The following is an 18,307-nucleotide window of genomic DNA, read 5'->3' on the forward strand; positions in this document are numbered from 1 at the left end:
ACCGCCCCGCGAGTCACCGGCAACCCGGTCGCGGTAGCCCTCGGGGAGCTCGCCGACCGACGGGATGTCCGCAGGAAGCGGCAGAAGGAGAAGGTCCCAGTTCAAAGTGGCCTCCAGGGTCCGGGTGTCGCCGAAAACGCTATCTCCCGGCCCTGACAGCACCGGCCCCGGACGTACCGGCCGCAGGGGGGCATCGGGGGCAGGGGGAGCAGCCGGTGAGGCTGGGAGGGTCACTGTTGCAAGCGGTGTGCTTGCAAAAGTTAGCGGGGTGGGGGAAGGTGGAGGCATGGCTTCGCTGAAGGTGGGCAACGTCGGGGAGTACCTGCGGGAGCAGCGTCGGGGGGCGCGGCTCAGCCTGCGGCAGTTGGCGGAGGCGGCCGGTGTGTCGAATCCGTATCTGAGCCAGATCGAGCGCGGGCTGCGGAAGCCTAGTGCGGAGATCCTGCAGCAGTTGGCGAAGGCGTTGCGGATCTCGGCGGAGACGCTCTACGTGCAGGCGGGGATGCTCGACGCGCGGGAGCGGGACGAGCTGGAGGTGCCGGCGGTGATCATGTCGGACCCGTCGATCGACGAGCGGCAGAAGCAGGTGCTCATCCAGATCTACGAGTCCTTCAGGAAAGAGAACGCCGCCGCGGAATCGGCCGCCAAGGCCGAGGAAGCCGCACGACAGGCCGAAGAAGAACAGAAGAACGCCGAAGAAGAGCGGAAGAACGTGGAGGCGGATTCGTCTCCGACACTCGTACGGGAGGAATCCGAGAAATGACCATCACCGACGACATCGTCAAGAGCCTGCGCAACCCGACCCCGCTGTACGCGGTCGCGGGCACGGCGGACCTCGCCGCGGCGAAGCTCCGCGAGGTGCCCGCGCTGCTGGAGAAGCTGAAGGACCAGGCGCCCGAGCGGATCGAGAAGATCCGCGGCACCGACCCCAAGGACGTGCAGCAGCGGGTCACCGCGCAGGCCAAGGACGCGTCGACCAAGGCGCAGACGCGGCTGAACGAGACGATCAGCGGCATCGACTTGGACCTGAAGAAGATCGGCGGGTCCGTGCAGGACCTGGCGCTCCAGGGCGTGGGCCGGGCCGCCGAGTACGCCGTCAAGGCGCGCGAGACGTACGACGAGCTGGCCGAGCGCGGCAAGGGCGCGGTCGCTCAGTGGCGCGGCGGCGCGGCCGACGAAATCATGGAGGTCCCGCCGGCCGTGAAGCTCGCGGACATCCCGGCCGACGAGCCGCTGACCGAGTCGATCGGCGACCGGCTGGCCGCGAAGCCCGCCGACACGTCCGGCGACAAGCCGGCCGCCCGCAAGACCACGCCCCGCAAGCCGAGTGGCGCGAAGAAGGCGACCGACAAGTCCGCGGAGTGAGGCGAGGGCCGGGCACGCTTTGCGAGCCCGGCCCGTTGTTCGTACAGGAGCCGGTACGGTTGGGCGGGCGACAAGCGGACGGTCGGCACGGTGCCGGCCGACAGCGACAAGGGCGGTGGACGGCGTGCTGATCACGGGGTTCTTCGGGGTGCTCGGCCTGGTGTCGTGGGCGCTCTTCCTCTTCGCGGCCTTCGCCTTCGTCGACGCGGCGATCCGCCGTGAGGACGCGTACCGGGCGGCGGACAAGAACACCAAGGCGTTCTGGCTGATCATCCTCGGCATCGCGGCCGTGGTGATGAAGCTGTTCTCGGTGCTGTCGTTCCTGCCGGTCATCGGCCTGGTCGCCGTGATCGTGTACATGGTGGACGTACGCCCCGCCGTACGGCAGATCACCGGACCCCGCCGTGGCGGGGGCCTGCGGCGGCGCCGCGGCGGTGGCAGCAGCAGCGACGGCCCGTACGGCCCGTACAACGGCTGACGCGTACCCGCCGGGCGTATCCACCGGGGCACATACCCACCGGGCCGTATCCACCGGGCGGGCGGCCCCCCAGCGGACCGGCCCCCCAGCGGACCGGCCTCAGATCCGCTTCGGCCGCTCCAGCAGCACGACCGCCACGTCGTCCGTCAGCTCCCCGCCGTTCAGCTCCCGCGCCTCCGTGAGCGTCGCGTCGAGCAGTTCCTCGCCGCGTAGGCCCTCGGCCAGCAGCCGGGCGGTCATCCGTACCATCCCGTCCTGCCCGAGCCGCTGCGTGCCCTGGCCGATCCGGCCCTCGATCAGGCCGTCGGTGTAGAGCATCAGGCTCCACTCGCCGCGCAGCCGTACCGGTATCCGCTGCCAGCGGGCGTCCGGGAGCAGGCCGAGCGCCGGGCCGCCCTCCGTGTACGGCAGCAGTTCCGGCACGCTGCCGGGAGCGCCGGGGGTCGAGAGCAGCGGCGCCGGGTGTCCGGCCAGATGCAGATCGGCGCTGCGCGCGTCCGGCGCGATGTCGACGGTGCAGAGCGTCGCGAAGATCTCGTCGTCCGACCGCTCGTGTTCGAGCACCTGCTGGAGCGTACGCAGCAGCGCGTCGCCGCCGAGCCCGGCGAAGGTCAACGCGCGCCAGGCGATGCGGAGTTGGACCCCGAGGGCGGCGGCGTCCGGGCCGTGGCCGCAGACGTCGCCGATCATCGCGTGGACGGTGCCGTCGGGGGCGCGGACGGTGTCGTAGAAGTCGCCGCCGAGCAGGGCGCGGCTGCGCCCCGGGCGGTAACGCGCCGCGAAACGCAGGCTCGCGCCGTCCAGCAGCGGGGTCGGCAGCAGGCCGCGCTCCAGCCGGGAGTTCTCCTGCGCGAGCAGCTTCGTCTCGGTGAGCTGCCGGTGCGCGAGGTCGGCGCGCTTGCGCTCGACGGCGTAGCGGACGGCGCGCGTGACGGTCCCGGCGTCGACCTCGTGCCGCGCGAGGTGGTCCTGGGCGCCGACCCGTACGGCCTCCGCGGCCCGCCCGTCGTCCGCGCCGTCGGTCAGGACGAGTACGGCGGTGCCGGGCGCGAGCCGCAGCACCTGCCGCAGGCCGTCCAGCACGTCGGGCAGGTCGAGGAGGATGCAGTGCACATCGTCGGTGAGCAGACGGCCGGCCGCGGTGAGATTACGTGCCCGCAGGATACGGATTCGCGGCCCGCCGCCCTCCTGGAACCACGGCGCGGTGAAGGCGTCCGTCGCGTCCTCGCCGATCACCAGCAGCGTGAAGATCGCGGGACCGCTGCCCGGATCCTGCCGCTGCCGGGGCAGCGAGAGGGCGCCGGACTCCGTGTACGGCGCGGTGGACGCCGGTACGGGGACGGACGCCGGTACGGCGGTGGACGCCGGTACGTGAACGGACGGCGGTACGGGAACGGACCCCGGCACGGCGACCGATGTCGGTACGGACGGCGGTACGGAGATGGGCGAGGGCCCGACCGTGGAAGCCGTCCCCGATCCGGGTACGGCAGCGGGGCCCTCGGCCCCGCGCGTCTCGTCGGTGGCTGAGGGCCGATCGGTGCCGCGTTGGGCTGCGGACATCAAGCGACTCCTTCCCTCCCCCGAGGATCTCCGGAGACCCTAGTGGCTGGAGGCAAGGTGACGGGAGGGCAGAGAGTGAACCGTCAGCGTCATATGCGGCGGTCAGCAGGGGATTTCGCGGTGGATGTGTTGATCCGCACATGACCAAGGTCACGCGGGGCGGCCACAACCCCGCCCCCGCCGCGACCCGCATCCGGACCGCCGCCCGCATCCGGACCGCCGCCCGTACGCGTACCCGCCCACGTATCCCTCCGCGCCCCACGTCTCCCTCCGTCCAGACGTACGCGAACCGTCATCAACCCGGTCGTACGACCCCCAGGATCGGCATCGAACCGGCCCCCGCCACCACCACGTCCCGCCCCGGGCGCGGCGCGTGGACGATCGCGCCGCCGCCGACGTAGATGCCGACGTGGCTGGCGTCGGAGAAGTAGATGACGAGGTCGCCGGGGCGCATCCGGTCCACGGGCACATGGGGGAGGCGCGCCCACTGCTCCTGCGAGGTGCGCGGGATGGGACGGCCCGCCGCCGCCCACGCCTGGGAGGTGAGCCCGGAGCAGTCGTACGAGGACGGGCCCGCCGCGCCCCACACGTACGGCTTCCCGATCTGCCGGGTCGCGAAGGCCACGGCGCGGCGGCCCGCGGCGGAGGACGCCGTGGACGCGGCGGTGACCAGGCGTTTCGCGTCACCGGTCGCCAGCCAGTCGCTCTGCGCGCGGTACGCCGCCTCGTCCTCGAGCCGCGCGAGCCGGACGCGCTCCTGTTCCTTGAGCGTGGCCAGCAGCGCGGTGGCCTCGGCGAGCCTGGCCCGTACGCGCTGCCGCGCCCCGGCCGCCGTCCGCTGCGCGTCGACCAGTTGCTGCCACCGCTCGGTGGCGGCGTGCGCGTAGCCGTCCAGCTTCCCGCGCGTGTCGGCCAGCGCGTCGATCGTGGCGCTCGCCGCGCGGGCGCCGCGGGCGGCGAGTCCCGCGTCCGACAGGAAGGTGTCGGGGTCCCCCGACATCGCCAGCCGCAGCGTGTCCGGCACCCCGCCGGCCCGGTACTGCGCGCGGGCCAGCGCCCCCGCCTGCGCGGTGAGTGTGCGCAGGCGTGTCTGCGTACGGTCGATGGCCACCGCCAGCGCCACTAGGTCGTGCTGCTGGGCCCGTACGCGTTCCCCGGCCGCGTTGTACGCGTCCGTCGCCGCCTCCGCCTGCCGGTACAGCGCGTCCACCTCGGCCCTGACCTGCGCCACGGTGCGCGGGGGTGCGGCCTGCGCCGGGGCCGTGGCCGTGGCGGTGGTCAGCGCGACCGTGGCGGTGAGCGCCGTGAGCGCCGCCGCGCAGGCACCGCTTCGGATTCCGCGGGTCATCGGAGCCTCCCTCACGTCACGGGCGCGGTGGCTGTTCGCGCGGCTCCTCGCGCCGCTGAACGCAGGGCTTATCTGACGGGCCGTCACATCTTGGCGGATGGTGGCACGGCGAGCCGTAAAGGGGAAGGGCGAGAGGGCGTTACGCGTGCGGGGCGAGGGCGGGCCAGGCGACCGTGACCTCGCCCTGGCGCCACCGGGCGGGGCCGTCCACGACCGGCCAGCCGTCCGCGCGCAGCGAGGTGACGGCGCGGATCCAGCGCTGGCGCGCGCCCAGGGCGGACAGGGGAGCGGCCGAGGCCCAGGCCCGGTCGAAGGCGGTGAGGAAGGCGTGCACGGGTTCGCCGGGCACATTCCGGTGGATCAGCGCTTTCGGGAGGCGTTCGGCCAGGTCGGAGGGGCGGTCGAGGGAGGCGAGGCGGGTGGCGAAGGTGACGCTTCGGGGGCCTTCGGGGCCGAGCGCCACCCAGACGTGGCGGCGGCCGATCTCGTCGCAGGTGCCTTCCACGAGGAGGCCGCCAGGTGCGAGCCGGCCGCGCAGCCGGGTCCATACGGCGGCGACCTCGCTTTCGTCGTACTGGCGCAGGACGTTCGCCGCCCTGATCAGGACGGGGCGGCTTCCGTGGGGGAGGGGGACTTCGAAGCCGCCGTGTATGAAGCTCAGGTTGTCGCGCTCGTACGGTTTCGCTGCCGCGACGCGGGCCGGGTCGATCTCGACGCCGACGACCTGGACGTCTTCTCTTACCGCTTGGAGGCGGCTCAGGAGTTCCACCGCTGTCCAGGGGGCGGCGCCGTATCCGAGGTCTACGACGACGGGGTGGTCGGCTCGCCGCAGTTCCGCTTCCAGCGCGGTGGCAATCCACCGGTCCATCCGGCGCAGCCGGTTGGGCCCGGTGGTTCCTCTGGTCACCACCCCCACCATGCCGCGCATTCCTCGACTCTAGTCTTTCCCGCCCGCCCACCCGTGCGGGTGTTTTCTTCGTCTGCGGGTGCCGCTTGTGCCTGGTCGGTGCCGGTCCGGGGTACCTCCTCGAAATGCGGCTACCTGGTCTCCTGTATCCGGTGCCCTTCTTGTCACCGCATTTCTGCGGGGGCACCCCGGCCCGTCCCCTCCTCGCTCGTCGGCGTCCGCCTATCCGGTGGGGGTTGCCGGGGGAGGGGGGTCTTTCGGCGAGCCGCCCTGCGTCACCCACCCGGCGCCCACGGATGGGCCACCACCGAAGGGCTTACCCCTTCTTCCCAGGCCCCCATGGGCGAGCGACCTCCGAGAGCCTCGACCCCTTCCCCGGCCCCCACGGATGGGCCCCCCGCCAGGCTTACCTGCGCCCGCCCTCCTCCCCAGCCTCGCGCGCGGGCGCCCGCCTCCCTCCTCAGCCTGCGCCGGGCTGAACCCCACCCACCCCCTCCTCCCGCCCGGCTGACGGTCGGTCGCGTGGGGGCCGCACCCCCTCCCACCCCCTCCCTCCTCAGCCACAGTGGACAGGCGGGCGCCGATGGACCGGAGGGGACGGTGCGGGGTGCCCCCGCAGGGGGACGAACGGGCAGGGGCAGAAGCAGGCGCAGGTGGCCGCAGGTTCGTCGCCCGAGGAGGTGCCCCGGGCCGGGACCGACCAGGCACAAGCGGCACCCGCAGACGAAGAAAGCACCCGCACGGGTGGGCGGGCGGGAAAAAAAGACAAAAAGACCAAGACACCACCCACCCCCCAAGGTCACGCTTCGGCAACAAGGAAATGGAACCGCCAGTTCCGGCGTTCCCCATGGTTGAACGCGGGGGTACGGCCTTCGGAAGGAACGCATGGTGACCCAGCAGACGTCGTCCCGGCTCGCCGCGCTGCGCGGTGCGCAGAAGCACAAGCACGCGCTGGGGATGAGGGGTCGCCGCACCGGAGGCCGCCGCGTACGCCGAGTCGCGATGCTGAGCGTGCACACGTCACCGCTGCACCAGCCGGGCACCGGCGACGCTGGCGGCATGAACGTCTACATCGTGGAGCTGGCCAAGCGCCTCGCCGACTTGAACGTGGAGGTCGAGATCTTCACGCGGGCCACCACGGGGGCGCTGCCCCCGGCGGTCGAGCTGGCCCCCGGTGTGCTGGTGCGGCACGTGGACGCGGGTCCGTACGAGGGCCTGGCCAAGGAAGAGCTGCCCGCGCAGCTCTGCGCGTTCACGCACGGGGTGATGCAGGCGTGGGCGGGCCACCGCCCGGGTTACTACGACCTGGTGCACTCGCACTACTGGCTCTCGGGCCACGTCGGCTGGCTGGCGGCGCAGCGCTGGGGCGTGCCGCTGGTGCACGCCATGCACACCATGGCCAAGGTCAAGAACGCGGCGCTGGCCGAGGACGACTGTCCCGAGCCCGCCGCGCGGGTGATCGGCGAGACGCAGGTCGTGGCGGCGGCCGACCGCCTGATCGCCAACACCGCCGAGGAAGCAGACGAGTTGGTGCGGTACTACGAGGCGACCGCCTCGAAGGTCGCGGTCGTGCACCCCGGCGTGAATCTGGACCGCTTCCGCCCGGAGCCGGGCCGCGCGGCGGCCCGTCGGCGCCTCGGGCTGCCGCAGGACGCGGTGATCCCGCTCTTCGCGGGCCGGATACAGCCCCTGAAGGCCCCCGACGTGCTGATCCGCGCCGTCGCGGTGCTGCTGGACGAGGACCCGACGCTGCGCGACCGCCTCCTCGTGCCGATCGTCGGCGGCCCCAGCGGCAGCGGCCTGGCCAAGCCGGAGGCGCTGCACAAGCTGGCCGCGCGGCTCGGCGTGTCCGACGTCGTACGGTTCCAGCCGCCGGTGGACCAGGAGCGGCTCGCGGACTGGTACCGGGCGGCGACCGTCCTGGTCATGCCGTCGTACAACGAGTCCTTCGGGCTGGTCGCGATAGAGGCGCAGGCGTGCGGTACGCCGGTGGTCGCGGCGGCGGTCGGCGGGCTGCCGGTCGCGGTGGCGGACGACCGCACCGGCTTCCTCGTACCGGGGCACGACCCCCGGGACTACGCGCGGGTGCTGCGCCGTTTCATCGACAACCCGGCGCTCGGCGACTCGCTGGGCGCGGCGGCGGCCCGGCACGCGCGGGAGTTCGGCTGGGGGAAGGCCGCGGCCGACACCACCGAGGTGTACGCGGCTGCGCAGGCCGAACACCGCCGTCACCTACGATCGGCGCATGGCTGAGGAGACCCCGGTGGACGTCAACGGTGACACCGACGACGGAGCCCATGACGGTGCCCATGGCGGCGCGACCCCCGGCGCCCCGCGCGGCGACCTCCGGGCGCGAGCCGTCCGCGCGCTCGAACAGGCCCTGCGCGAAGCCGACTTGCCGTGGGAGTCGCCGCGCCCGGACACGTACGTCACCCAACTGCCGGGCACCCGCAAGCTCTCCACCACCTGCTCCTTCCTGGTCGGCGCCCACACCCTGTCGCTGAACGCCTTCGTCGTCCGCCACCCCGACGAGAACCAGGAAGCCTTCTACCGCTGGCTGTTGGAGCGCAATCTCCGTCTGTACGGGGTGAGTTACGCCATCGACCGGCTCGGTGACGTCTACCTCAACGGCCGCCTCCCGCTGGCCGCCGTCACGCCGGAAGAGGTCGACCGGCTGCTCGGCGCGGTCGTGGAGAACGCGGACGGCTCCTTCAACACGCTGCTGGAGCTGGGGTTCGCCACCTCCATCCGCAAGGAGTACGCGTGGCGGGTGTCGCGCGGCGAGTCCACCAGGAATCTGGACGCGTTCACTCACCTGACCGAAGGTCAGTCCTAAGAATCACCGCACGACCCCTTCCCCTTGGTCCGTACCACATGACACCCTCACGTCAGTCGTAGATCTGAACCACGTTCAGATACGTGATAGCGGCCTACGTGTGAAGGGTGGAAGCATGGCGATGAGCCGCAGGAAGCTGCTGACCGCGAGCGTCCAGGTCACCTCGGCGGCGGCAGCCGCGACGGCGCTCGGCGGCACGCCGTTCGGCGGCACGGCGTTCGGCGGTACGGCGTTCGGCGGTACGGCGAAGGCCGCCGACGCGGCCGTCGACCCGTCCGGGCAGGGGGGCCGCCAACCCCTCGCCCTCTGGCGGGAGTTCACCGCGACCCCGTACACCCACCCGCAGATCCCGTACGTCGCCCGCACCGGTTACGACGGCGGCTCCCGCCGCTTCCGCCGCCACCCCGTCCGTGCGAACGTCCTGCGCTACGGCGCCAAGGCGGACGGCTCGGCCGACGCGGCCCCCGCCATCAACCGCGCCCTGCGCGAGGTCGGCCGGGCGGGCGGCGGCACCGTCCACCTCCCGCCGGGCACGTACCGCATCGACGACGTCATCCGGCTCGGCTGGAGCAACACCACCCTGCGCGGCGCGGGCAGCGGACGCACCGTGCTGTACGCGACCAGGTCGCTGACCGACCTCATCGGCCCGTACGGCAGCCGGTACGGCGGTGACAAGTCGTCGTGGTCCTGGGCGGGCGGCCTGGTCTGGATGTGCCCGGCCGACCGCTACGCCTCCCTGACCGGCGCGATCCGCGCCAAGGACTGGCCGTTCGAGGGCTGGACCGGCAACAAGCGCGACCAGTGGCGGACGCTCGCGACCGTCACCGAGGAGGCCGCGCAGGGCAGTTGGAGCGTCGCCGTCGACAGCGCCCGCCAACTGCAGCCCGGCGCACGGGTGTTGCTCCAATACGCCGACGACCCCGCGCACGGCCTGCTCGACCACATGGCGGGCGACGTCGACGGCGCGGCCACGTACGACTGGTCCGACAAGAGCAAGCTGCTCTCGTACGTCCCCTACGAATGGCCGGCCCTGATCACCGAAGTCCGGGGACGACGCGTCACCTTCGACCGGCCGCTGCCGCTGGACACCCGGCTGCTGTGGCGGCCGAGGATCACCACGATGGTCGAGCCGCTGGTCAACTCCGGTGTGGAGGGCCTGACCATCCAAATGACGCCCACACCGCAGTCGCCGCACCTGCTCGACAAGGGGTACAACGGGCTGGTCGCGCAGTGCACTTGGGACTGCTGGGTGGACGACGTGCACGCCGTCGACGTCGACAACGGCTTCCTGATGGTCGCGGCGAAGGCCACCACCTTCCGCCGTACCCGCGTCTCGGGGCGCGGCAGCCACCACCCGTACGCCTGCCGCGAGGGCTCGCACGACAACCTCGTCGAGGACTTCGCGATCGACCGGCGCACCGTGCCCGCCCCGTCCGGTACGCAGCTCCACGGCATCAACGCCGAGGGCCTGTCGTCGTACAACGTCTGGTCGCGCGGCCGGATGGAGATGGGCACCTTCGACACCCACCGCGGCCTGCCGTTCGCCTGCGTCCGTACCGACATCACCGTCTCCAACGACGGTCAGCACGGCGGCGACGCCTCCGCCGGACCGCTGTACGGCGCCCGCTTCACCCACTGGAACGTCACCGTCACCAACGGCCGCGCGGGCTGCGTCAAGATCGACGACATCGCGCCCTACAGCGCGACCGTCGGCATCTCCACGGTGACCCCCTTCGGCCAGATCGACGTCCCCGACTTCGCGGGCCCGCTGCACTCGCGCCTGGAGTCCTACGGCACTCCGGGGATCGACCCGCCGAACCTCTACGAGGCGCAGCGCGCTCTGCGGCTCCGCCGCTGACCGGGGCTTCCGGTCGAGCGCCTTCGTGGCCCGGTCTGTGGCCCCTGTCGGTGGCCCCTGTCGGCGAACGGTCCGCAGCGCCTCAGCCGCCGACCTGTTCCGGGGCGTCGCGGGGAGCCGGGGCCTGGGCCTCGACTCCGGCCGCCACAGGGGCGGTGGGGAGGACCGGGGCGGCCGGACGGCCGCGCAGCAGCAGGTAGTAACCGGCGCCCGCGAGCGTGCCGAGGACGGCGCAGCCCAGCCAGACGGTGGTGCGGCCGAGCTGGTCGAGGGTGACGCCGCCGACCAGGGGACCGGCGAAGGCCGCGCCGGACCAGGACAGGGTGTACATGCCCTGGTAGCGGCCACGGGCGGTGGCCGGGGCGAGGTCGGCGACCACCGACATCGAGGCTGGGGCGTGCACGATCTCGCCGAGCGTCCATACGACGACGGTCAGCGAGTAGAGGGCGACCGAGCCCGCGAGGACGGTCAGGCCGAAGCCCCACGCCATCAGCAGTGAACCGACGCCCAGCAGCGCCGCGTTGCCGTACCGCCGCACCAGCCGGGTGACGGGGATCTGGAGCAGCACGATCACCAGGCCGTTGATGGCGATGACGACACCGAACTGGCGGGCGGACAGGCCGTGCGCGCCCATGTCGACGGCGAGTGTGGAGTTGGCCTGGTTCATCACCGAGCCGAGCAGGAAAGTCAGGCCGACCAGGGCCATGAAGCGCTGGTCGCGGAGGACGTCGGAGAGCCGGATGTCGGTGGAGTCCGCAGCGCGCCGCGAAGTCGCCTTACGGGGACGGGATTTCGCCGTCGTCCCGCTCGCCGTCGTCCCACTGCCAGCCTTCTCGCACCCAGCCTTCCCCCTCACCGCCTTCCCGCTCACCGTCCTCCCGTCCACGTACGTCACCTTCGCCGTCACCGGCAGCGTCTCCTGCGCCTTGACGTACACGACCACCGCGCACAGCACGGTCGTCAGCGCGTCGCCGACGAACAGCCACACGTACCCCTCCGAGGCGATGAAGCCCGCGGCGGCGGCCGAGACGCCGAAGCCGATGTTGATCGCCCAGTAGTTGAGGGAGAAGGCGCGCACCCGGTCCTTCGGGGGTACGAGGTCGGCGATCATCGCGGAGAGCGCGGGCCGGGAGGCGCTGCTGGTCAGGCCGACGAGGGTGGCGACGGCGGCGATGGCCAGCGGGTTGGTCACGAAGCCGAGCACCGCGGTGGTGGCGGCGGCGCCGAGCTGGGTGGCGAGCAGTGTGGGGCGGCGGCCGATCCGGTCGGCGAGGACCCCGCCGAGCACCGCGCCCGCGGCGCCGCCGAGCCCGAACAGGGCCGCGACCAGGCCCGCGTACGAGGCGGAGTAGCCGCGCTGCACGGTGAGATAGAGGGCGAGGAACGTCACGACGAAGCCGCCGAGGCGGTTCACCAGGGTGCTGGTCCACAGCCACCAGAACTGGCGGGGAAGACCGCTCACCGTCTCCCGTACCGCCCGACTGAACGCCGTCACCGCGACCCCTTTGTGTAATGACCTCTACCGGCTGGAGAATATTACAGAGGGCGGTCGGGTGGCGCCAGGGGATTTCTATTAGGCTCGGGCCCATGGCTGCTGCTCCGTACCAACTGATCCTGCTCCGCCACGGCGAGAGCGAGTGGAACGCGAAGAATCTGTTCACCGGCTGGGTGGACGTCAATCTCAACGACAAGGGTGAGAAGGAGGCGGTCCGGGGCGGCGAGCTGCTCAAGGACGCCGGTCTCCTCCCCGACGTGGTGCACACCTCCCTCCAGAAGCGCGCGATCCGCACCGCGCAGCTCTCCCTGGAGGCCGCCGACCGCCACTGGGTGCCCGTCCACCGCTCCTGGCGGCTCAACGAGCGGCACTACGGCGCGCTCCAGGGCAAGGACAAGGCGCAGACCCTCGCCGAATTCGGCGAGGAGCAGTTCATGCTGTGGCGCCGCTCGTACGACACCCCGCCGCCGCCGCTGGAGGACGGCGCCGAGTTCTCGCAGAGCGACGACGCGCGGTACGCGAGCATCCCGCCGGAGCTGCGTCCGCGCACCGAGTGCCTCAAGGACGTCGTCCTGCGCATGCTCCCGTACTGGTACGACGGCATCGTCCCCGACCTGCTCGCGGGCCGCACCGTCCTGGTCGCCGCGCACGGCAACTCCCTGCGCGCCCTGGTCAAGCACCTCGACGGCGTCTCCGACGCCGACATCGCGGGCCTCAACATCCCCACCGGCATCCCCCTCTCCTACCAGCTCGACGCCTCCTTCCGCCCCCTCAACCCGGGCGGCACCTACCTCGACCCCGACGCCGCGGCAGCCGCCATCGAGGCGGTCAAGAACCAGGGCAAGAAGTAGTCCTCTCGCACCGCCACGCCCTCTGTCCGCGGGTTTTCCCGCAGACGGGGGGCGTTGTCGTTCACGGGTCGACGGCGGGTCGGCGGCCGAGCAGCCCGTCGGCCGGCAGGACCTCGACGGAGCCTTCCGAGTCTTCACAAGGGCGGTCCGAGGGCGCGGCCGTCGTCGTTGGCCGGGCAGACGACGGCCCGCGTCCGTCAGGAAGCGCGGGCCGTCGTCCGTGTGAACGGTTGGTGCGACGGGACGGTACGGATCAGACGAGTCGGGACGGACGGGGCGTCAGCCGGTGCAGCCTCCGCACTGGCAGGCGCCGCCGGACTGACAGCCACAGCCGCACCCCGAGCCGCAGCCGCACGCGGCGACCAGCGGCAGCGGGGTCCGGAGCGGCCGCGGGGCGTGGTCGGAAGACGGCTGGTCGCGTACGGGAGTTGGCGTGACGGGGGATTCCTGCATCAGTACACCCTCCTCAGGCTTGCCTACCCACCAGTGAACTCCGCGCCGGCCGCGCCCTTCAATAGCGCACCCCCGGCGCACGAGCGCACTCCGGCCTCCCCCGAATGCCTTACGCGCCCTACGCGCGGCGACCGACCCGCGCGCCGCGAAAGCCCTCCGTGCCGCCACCGGCCCGCGCGCCGCGAAAGACCCCCGCCCCCGCGAAAGCCCCCCGCCCCCGCGAAAGACCTCCGCGCCGCCACCGACCCGCGACGCGCCGCGAAAGCCCCCGCCCCCGCCGGACGGCGCTACGCGCCCTCCACCGCCGACGGCGTCTGCGGCGTCATCTCGTCCGCGTGCTCACCGGTGACCAGGTAGACGACGCGCTTGGCGACCGACACGGCGTGGTCGGCGAAGCGCTCGTAGTACCGGCCGACCAGCGTCACGTCCACGGCCGTCTCGATGCCGTGCTTCCAGCGGTCGTCCAGCAGGTGCTGGAAGAGCGTGCGGTGCAGCTCGTCCATGCGGTCGTCGTCCGCTTCGAGCTGGAGCGCGTCGTCCACGTCCTTGCTGACGATGACCTCGCCGGCCTTGGCGACCAGGCGCTGCGCGAGCTGGCCCATCTCCAGGATGGTGCTGTGCAGGTCGCGCGGCACGGCCGACTCGGGGAAGCGCAGGCGGGCCAGCTTGGCCACGTGGCGGGCGAGGTCGCCGGACCGCTCCAGGTCCGCGCTCATCCGCAGCGACGTGACCACGATCCGCAGGTCGGTGGCGACCGGCTGCTGCCGGGCCAGCAGGGTGATCGCCCGGTTCTCCAGCTCCCGCTGGATCTCGTCGACCTTCTCGTCGGCGGCGATGACGCTCTCCGCGACCTTCAGGTCCGCGTCGAGCAGCGCGGTGGTGGCGCGGCCGATCGCGGAGCCGACGAGCCGGGCCATCTCGACCAGACCGTCACCGATCGAGTCCAGCTCCTCGTGATATGCGTCCCGCATCGCTTTCCTTCCGTCCGAACAGAGGTTTCTCCTCCACGCTGCCACGCTGATGGGCGTACGCGTACCGACCGCACACCCTGAGTGAACCACTCCCCACGTGAAGGTGAACTCTTGGCAACGAGCATCCGAGAGGTAGCTTCCGGGGTTGTGGATCGCTTGCGCGACCCACCTAACCTGGGGCTATGGACGTGAACGCGGCAGTCGCCGCAGCCAGTGCGATAGCCGGTCTGCTGACCGGTGTGATCGCCGTGCTCGCGTTCCGCTGGAGCGAGCGGGAACAGGCCCGCCCCACCCGTACGGCCATGCGGCCCGACAACATGACCGGCGCGCTGCCGCCGGGCGTGGACACCGTACTTTCGGTCCTGCGGTCCTCCGCCGTCGTCCTGGACGAGGGCGACACGGTGGTCAAGGCCAGCTCGGCGGCGTACGCCCTCGGGCTGGTACGCGGCGGCCGGCTGGCCGTCGACCAGATGCTGCAGATGGCCCGCGAGACCCGGCGGGACGGCGAGATACGGCAGGTGGAACTGGACCTGCCGCGCCGCGGTGTGAGCCGCGGCGAGGGTCTCGCGGTCTCGGCGCGGGTCGCCCCGCTGGGCTCCCGGCTGGTGCTGCTGCTGGTCGAGGACCTCACCGAGGCCCGGCGGATCGAGGCGGTCCGCCGTGACTTCGTGGCGAATGTCAGCCACGAACTGAAGACCCCCGTGGGGGCGCTCTCCCTGCTGTCGGAGGCCGTCATGGACGCCTCCGACGACCCCGAGGCGGTCATCCGCTTCGCGGGCCGGATGCAGATCGAGGCCACCCGGCTGACCAGCCTGGTCCAGGAGATCATCGACCTCTCCCGGGTCCAGGACGACGACCTGCTCGACGACGCCGAGCCGGTGGCCGTGGACGACCTCGTCGCCGAGGCCGTCGACCGCTGCCGTCACCAGGCCAACACCAAACAGATCACCATGGCTACCGGAACCACCCCTGACCTGCACATATGGGGAAACCGGGGCCAGCTCGCCGCCGCCCTCGGCAATCTCGTCGAGAACGCTGTCAACTACAGTCCGGCCCGTACGCGGGTCGGCATCGCGGGGCGCAGGATCAACGCACCCGGCGGGGATCTCATTGAGATCTCCGTCACCGACCAGGGCATCGGCCTCTCCGAGAAGGACCGCGACCGGGTCTTCGAGCGTTTCTACCGGGTCGACCCGGCGCGCTCGCGGGCCACCGGCGGCACCGGGCTCGGGCTGTCCATCGTCAAACACGTGGCCGCCTCGCACGGCGGGGAGGTCACCGTGTGGAGCGCCGAGGGTCAGGGCTCCACCTTCACACTGCGGCTTCCCGAAGCCGGGATCGCCCGCGACCGCGCACTGCCGCCCGGCACCGATCCCGTGGCCGAGGCGGACGCGGACCCCGACTCCGATCCCGACTCCGACCGCGACTCCGATCTCGATTCCGACCAGGAGTCGCTGGACGAGCCGTCGGACGAACAGCTCTTCCGCTCTCTCCCCGAACACATCCCCGCCCCGGAGGTCCTTCCGTGACACGCGTACTCGTCGTCGAGGACGAAGAGTCCTTCAGCGACGCGCTGTCGTACATGCTCCGCAAGGAGGGCTTCGAGGTCGCCATATCCGCGACCGGGCCCGACGCGCTGGACGAGTTCGAGCGCAATGGCGCCGACCTGGTGCTGCTCGACCTCATGCTGCCGGGCCTGCCCGGCACCGAGGTCTGCCGCCAGCTCCGGCTGAAGTCCAATGTCCCGGTCATCATGGTGACCGCCAAGGACAGTGAGATCGACAAGGTCGTCGGCCTGGAGATAGGCGCGGACGACTATGTGACCAAGCCGTTCTCCTCGCGGGAGCTGGTCGCCCGCATCCGCGCGGTGCTCCGCCGCCGCGGCGAGCCCGAGGAGATCTCCCCGGCCGCCCTGGAGGCCGGTCCGGTCCGGATGGACGTCGACCGGCACGTGGTCACCGTCTCCGGCGGCAAGGTCGACCTCCCGCTCAAGGAGTTCGACCTGCTGGAGATGCTGCTGCGCAACGCGGGCCGCGTCCTGACCCGTATGCAGCTCATCGACCGGGTCTGGGGTGCCGACTACGTCGGTGACACCAAGACCCTCGACGTGCACGTCAAGCGGCTGCGCGCCAAGATCGAGCCCGACCCGGGCGCGCCGCGTTATCTCGTGACGGTCCGCGGCCTGGGCTACAAGTTCGAGCCGTAACCCCGGGTCCGGGCGTTGGACCCGGGCCCTGACACAGCGCGCGGACGGCAGCGCGCGTCCCGGATTCGTATACGGGAAAGGCCCGGTGGCGAGTGTGCCACCGGGCCGTTTGAGGTTGTCCGAAAACCGACCTCAGGAGGTCGGGGTGGCGGTGCCCGTCGGGGTCGCGGTGTCCGTCGGCGTGGCCGAGCCGGTGGGCGTGGCCGAGCCGGTCGGCGTGGTGCTCGGCGTCGGCGCCTGGGTGGTCGGCAGCGAGCTGGGACCGAACTGCTGGTAGTCGCCGGTGGCCGGGATCACGTTGAGCTGGATCGCGACGGGCCCGGAGGAGCTGAACTCGAACACGGCGTTCTGCACGTCGCCGTCCCGCAGCGCCTCGGTGCCGCTGTCCACGACGGCGGACGGGTTGCCCTTGCCGCCGAGGAGCACGGTGCCGTGGCCGGGGACGCTGACGGTCTGGCCGCCGTCCTTGTCCGCGAGCGTGACCCTGGTCGAGCCGAGCTGGACGGACTGGAGGGTCTGGGCGTCGTCGCCGTTGTTGAACAGGCGCGCGGAGACCGTCGCGGGTCCGTTGCCGGCGCTCTGGGTGAGCACCACGGCGTTCTGTACCTTGATCACGCCGTGGGTCACGGAGTCGCTGTCCGGTTGGACCTTCAGGGTCTGCGCGTCGTTCCCGGCCGCGCAGGCGGCGAGCGGGGCGAGCGAGAGCGCGAAAACGGCGGCGAGGGCGCCGCGACGGAAGCTGCGGACCACGGCGGCGGCATCTCCTAGATCAGGTTCGGAAGATCTTCCAGCGGCCTTAGATTACCGAGCCGTTGACGCGCCCGCGCACCGGGTGGCCCCTGGGAGCCCGGCTCACCCGCGCGGTTCACCCGCCCGGTGGCGGGCCGGGTGCGCGTACCCATTGCATTCCGCATTCCCCCGACGTGATTACCCGACGTCGTTCATGATCGGCGCGGCCGGTTTTCCGCGAGTGTTCCGCCGTTGTTCCACGACTGTGCAAAATTGGATCATCTGCGGGCAGGTTCCCGAACGGAGTAGCGATGATCCACTCGTCCGGGAGCGACAAATAGGGACGTACTGCCCCTTGTTCGGCGGCGGTAGAGCCTGTAACGGCGGCGTTTCAGCCTCCCCGTATACCTGCTCCCACCTGCGGATACCTCGCGCGGGAGGCATGCTCCAGCACGTCCCGGGGGCCGTTGTCAAGCCCTGAGATATGCTCTGACCTGCGAAAACGCCATTCAGATGAGGGCGTTCCCGTGTTACCCTGGATAGCCACGGAAGGGGTACCTGTCACATGACGTTCAAGGTTGGCGACACCGTGGTCTATCCCCATCACGGGGCCGCGCTGATCGAGGCAATCGAAATTCGCCAGATCAAAGGCGTGGACAAGACCTACTTGGTGCTCAAGGTCGCCCAGGGCGACTTGACGGTACGTGTGCCCGCGGACAATGCGGAGTTCGTCGGCGTACGCGACGTGGTCGGTCAGGAGGGTCTGGACCGGGTCTTCGAGGTGCTGCGCGCGCCGTACACCGAGGAGCCCACCAACTGGTCCCGGCGATACAAGGCAAATCTGGAGAAGCTCGCTTCCGGCGATGTCATCAAGGTCGCAGAAGTGGTCCGCGACCTGTGGCGTCGTGAGCGCGAGCGCGGCCTGTCGGCCGGCGAGAAGCGCATGCTCGCCAAGGCCCGGCAGATCCTGGTCAGCGAACTCGCTCTGGCGGAGAACACCAACGAGGACAAGGCCGAGGCGCTGCTCGACGAGGTTCTCGCGTCCTAAGATCCTCGCGCGCGCCCACCACGTGCCATCGAGGTTCTCGTTTCTCGTCTCAATCGGCGTGGCCACGCCGACCGTGACGTACGGCGACGCACTGCCCCCGGAAACACCACCCGAGGGAATTACCGCGGCACCCGGTCGGGCATGACGACCGGGTGCTGCGGCATGCTTGTGCCCGCGTACGGAGACATACGGCCGGAGACAT

General features: G+C 71.5%; 16 protein-coding genes. 10 read left to right on the plus strand and 6 right to left on the minus strand.

Going from position 1 to position 18,307, the window contains the following annotated elements:
* Window positions 1–286: 286 nt before the first annotated feature.
* The 3 genes from ACIQCJ_RS33035 to ACIQCJ_RS33045 all read left to right on the plus strand — a co-directional run bounded on the left by ACIQCJ_RS33035 (window position 287) and on the right by ACIQCJ_RS33045 (window position 1,843).
* Complete coding sequence (locus tag ACIQCJ_RS33035; RefSeq protein WP_355342047.1) at window positions 287–763, plus strand: helix-turn-helix transcriptional regulator; 477 nt, start codon at window positions 287–289, stop codon at window positions 761–763.
* Window positions 760–1,365: a hypothetical protein gene (locus tag ACIQCJ_RS33040; RefSeq protein WP_402713513.1), complete on the plus strand. Its 606-nt coding sequence runs from the start codon at window positions 760–762 to the stop codon at window positions 1,363–1,365. Before ACIQCJ_RS33035 ends, ACIQCJ_RS33040 begins: the two co-directional genes overlap by 4 nt.
* Before the next feature lie 124 nt (window positions 1,366–1,489).
* Window positions 1,490–1,843: a DUF2516 family protein gene (locus ACIQCJ_RS33045; RefSeq protein ID WP_355342053.1), complete on the plus strand. Its 354-nt coding sequence runs from the start codon at window positions 1,490–1,492 to the stop codon at window positions 1,841–1,843.
* 99 nt (window positions 1,844–1,942) lie between these two features.
* On the opposite strand, the gene ACIQCJ_RS33050 is transcribed toward ACIQCJ_RS33045, so the two are convergent.
* The 3 genes from ACIQCJ_RS33050 to ACIQCJ_RS33060 all read right to left on the minus strand — a co-directional run bounded on the left by ACIQCJ_RS33050 (window position 1,943) and on the right by ACIQCJ_RS33060 (window position 5,679).
* On the minus strand, window positions 1,943–3,403 hold the full coding sequence (locus ACIQCJ_RS33050; protein ID WP_402713515.1) for a PP2C family protein-serine/threonine phosphatase: 1,461 nt from the start codon (window positions 3,401–3,403) through the stop codon (window positions 1,943–1,945).
* 295 nt (window positions 3,404–3,698) lie between these two features.
* Window positions 3,699–4,751 (minus strand): NlpC/P60 family protein, encoded by a 1,053-nt coding sequence (locus ACIQCJ_RS33055; protein WP_391049682.1) that lies wholly within the window; start codon window positions 4,749–4,751, stop codon window positions 3,699–3,701.
* Between the two features lie 139 nt (window positions 4,752–4,890).
* Window positions 4,891–5,679 (minus strand): class I SAM-dependent methyltransferase, encoded by a 789-nt coding sequence (locus ACIQCJ_RS33060; RefSeq protein ID WP_402713518.1) that lies wholly within the window; start codon window positions 5,677–5,679, stop codon window positions 4,891–4,893.
* Between the two features lie 936 nt (window positions 5,680–6,615).
* Here ACIQCJ_RS33060 and mshA point away from each other — a divergent pair.
* From mshA to ACIQCJ_RS33075, 3 genes are all read left to right on the plus strand, one after another.
* Window positions 6,616–7,911: a D-inositol-3-phosphate glycosyltransferase gene (mshA, locus tag ACIQCJ_RS33065; RefSeq protein WP_391164089.1), complete on the plus strand. Its 1,296-nt coding sequence runs from the start codon at window positions 6,616–6,618 to the stop codon at window positions 7,909–7,911.
* On the plus strand, window positions 7,904–8,494 hold the full coding sequence (locus ACIQCJ_RS33070) for a YbjN domain-containing protein (protein ID WP_401856668.1): 591 nt from the start codon (window positions 7,904–7,906) through the stop codon (window positions 8,492–8,494). The genes mshA and ACIQCJ_RS33070 overlap by 8 nt, the downstream gene beginning before the upstream one ends.
* A gap of 115 nt (window positions 8,495–8,609) precedes the next feature.
* Window positions 8,610–10,352: a glycosyl hydrolase family 28-related protein gene (locus ACIQCJ_RS33075; protein ID WP_402713520.1), complete on the plus strand. Its 1,743-nt coding sequence runs from the start codon at window positions 8,610–8,612 to the stop codon at window positions 10,350–10,352.
* 82 nt (window positions 10,353–10,434) lie between these two features.
* On the opposite strand, the gene ACIQCJ_RS33080 is transcribed toward ACIQCJ_RS33075, so the two are convergent.
* Window positions 10,435–11,847 carry an MDR family MFS transporter gene (locus tag ACIQCJ_RS33080; protein ID WP_402713523.1) on the minus strand — a complete coding sequence of 471 codons (1,413 nt, stop codon included), beginning with the start codon at window positions 11,845–11,847 and terminating at the stop codon, window positions 10,435–10,437.
* 92 nt (window positions 11,848–11,939) lie between these two features.
* On the opposite strand from ACIQCJ_RS33080, the gene ACIQCJ_RS33085 reads away from it, so the two are divergent.
* Entirely contained in the window at window positions 11,940–12,698 is a 759-nt protein-coding gene (locus ACIQCJ_RS33085) for a phosphoglyceromutase (protein WP_401313784.1), read from the plus strand.
* A 740-nt stretch (window positions 12,699–13,438) separates the two neighbouring features.
* On the opposite strand, the gene phoU is transcribed toward ACIQCJ_RS33085, so the two are convergent.
* Window positions 13,439–14,122 carry a phosphate signaling complex protein PhoU gene (phoU, locus tag ACIQCJ_RS33090; RefSeq protein WP_355342077.1) on the minus strand — a complete coding sequence of 228 codons (684 nt, stop codon included), beginning with the start codon at window positions 14,120–14,122 and terminating at the stop codon, window positions 13,439–13,441.
* Window positions 14,123–14,304: 182 nt separating this feature from the next.
* Here phoU and ACIQCJ_RS33095 point away from each other — a divergent pair, with 182 nt between their 5' ends.
* Together ACIQCJ_RS33095 and ACIQCJ_RS33100 are read left to right on the plus strand one after the other, a co-directional pair.
* On the plus strand, window positions 14,305–15,651 hold the full coding sequence (locus ACIQCJ_RS33095) for an ATP-binding protein (protein WP_355342080.1): 1,347 nt from the start codon (window positions 14,305–14,307) through the stop codon (window positions 15,649–15,651).
* The gene (locus ACIQCJ_RS33100; RefSeq protein ID WP_093716893.1) at window positions 15,648–16,328 is read left to right on the plus strand and encodes a response regulator transcription factor; all 681 of its coding nucleotides are present in this window, start codon (window positions 15,648–15,650) and stop codon (window positions 16,326–16,328) included. Before ACIQCJ_RS33095 ends, ACIQCJ_RS33100 begins: the two co-directional genes overlap by 4 nt.
* 132 nt (window positions 16,329–16,460) lie before the next feature.
* Here ACIQCJ_RS33100 and ACIQCJ_RS33105 read toward each other — a convergent pair whose 3' ends face one another.
* Window positions 16,461–17,078 carry a DUF461 domain-containing protein gene (locus ACIQCJ_RS33105; protein ID WP_355342083.1) on the minus strand — a complete coding sequence of 206 codons (618 nt, stop codon included), beginning with the start codon at window positions 17,076–17,078 and terminating at the stop codon, window positions 16,461–16,463.
* 544 nt (window positions 17,079–17,622) lie between these two features.
* Here ACIQCJ_RS33105 and ACIQCJ_RS33110 point away from each other — a divergent pair.
* Window positions 17,623–18,105 (plus strand): CarD family transcriptional regulator, encoded by a 483-nt coding sequence (locus ACIQCJ_RS33110; RefSeq protein WP_033174074.1) that lies wholly within the window; start codon window positions 17,623–17,625, stop codon window positions 18,103–18,105.
* Window positions 18,106–18,307 lie beyond the last annotated feature (202 nt).

This window comes from Streptomyces sp. NPDC093221 (genome assembly GCF_044753885.1).
Lineage (GTDB): Bacteria > Actinomycetota > Actinomycetes > Streptomycetales > Streptomycetaceae > Actinacidiphila.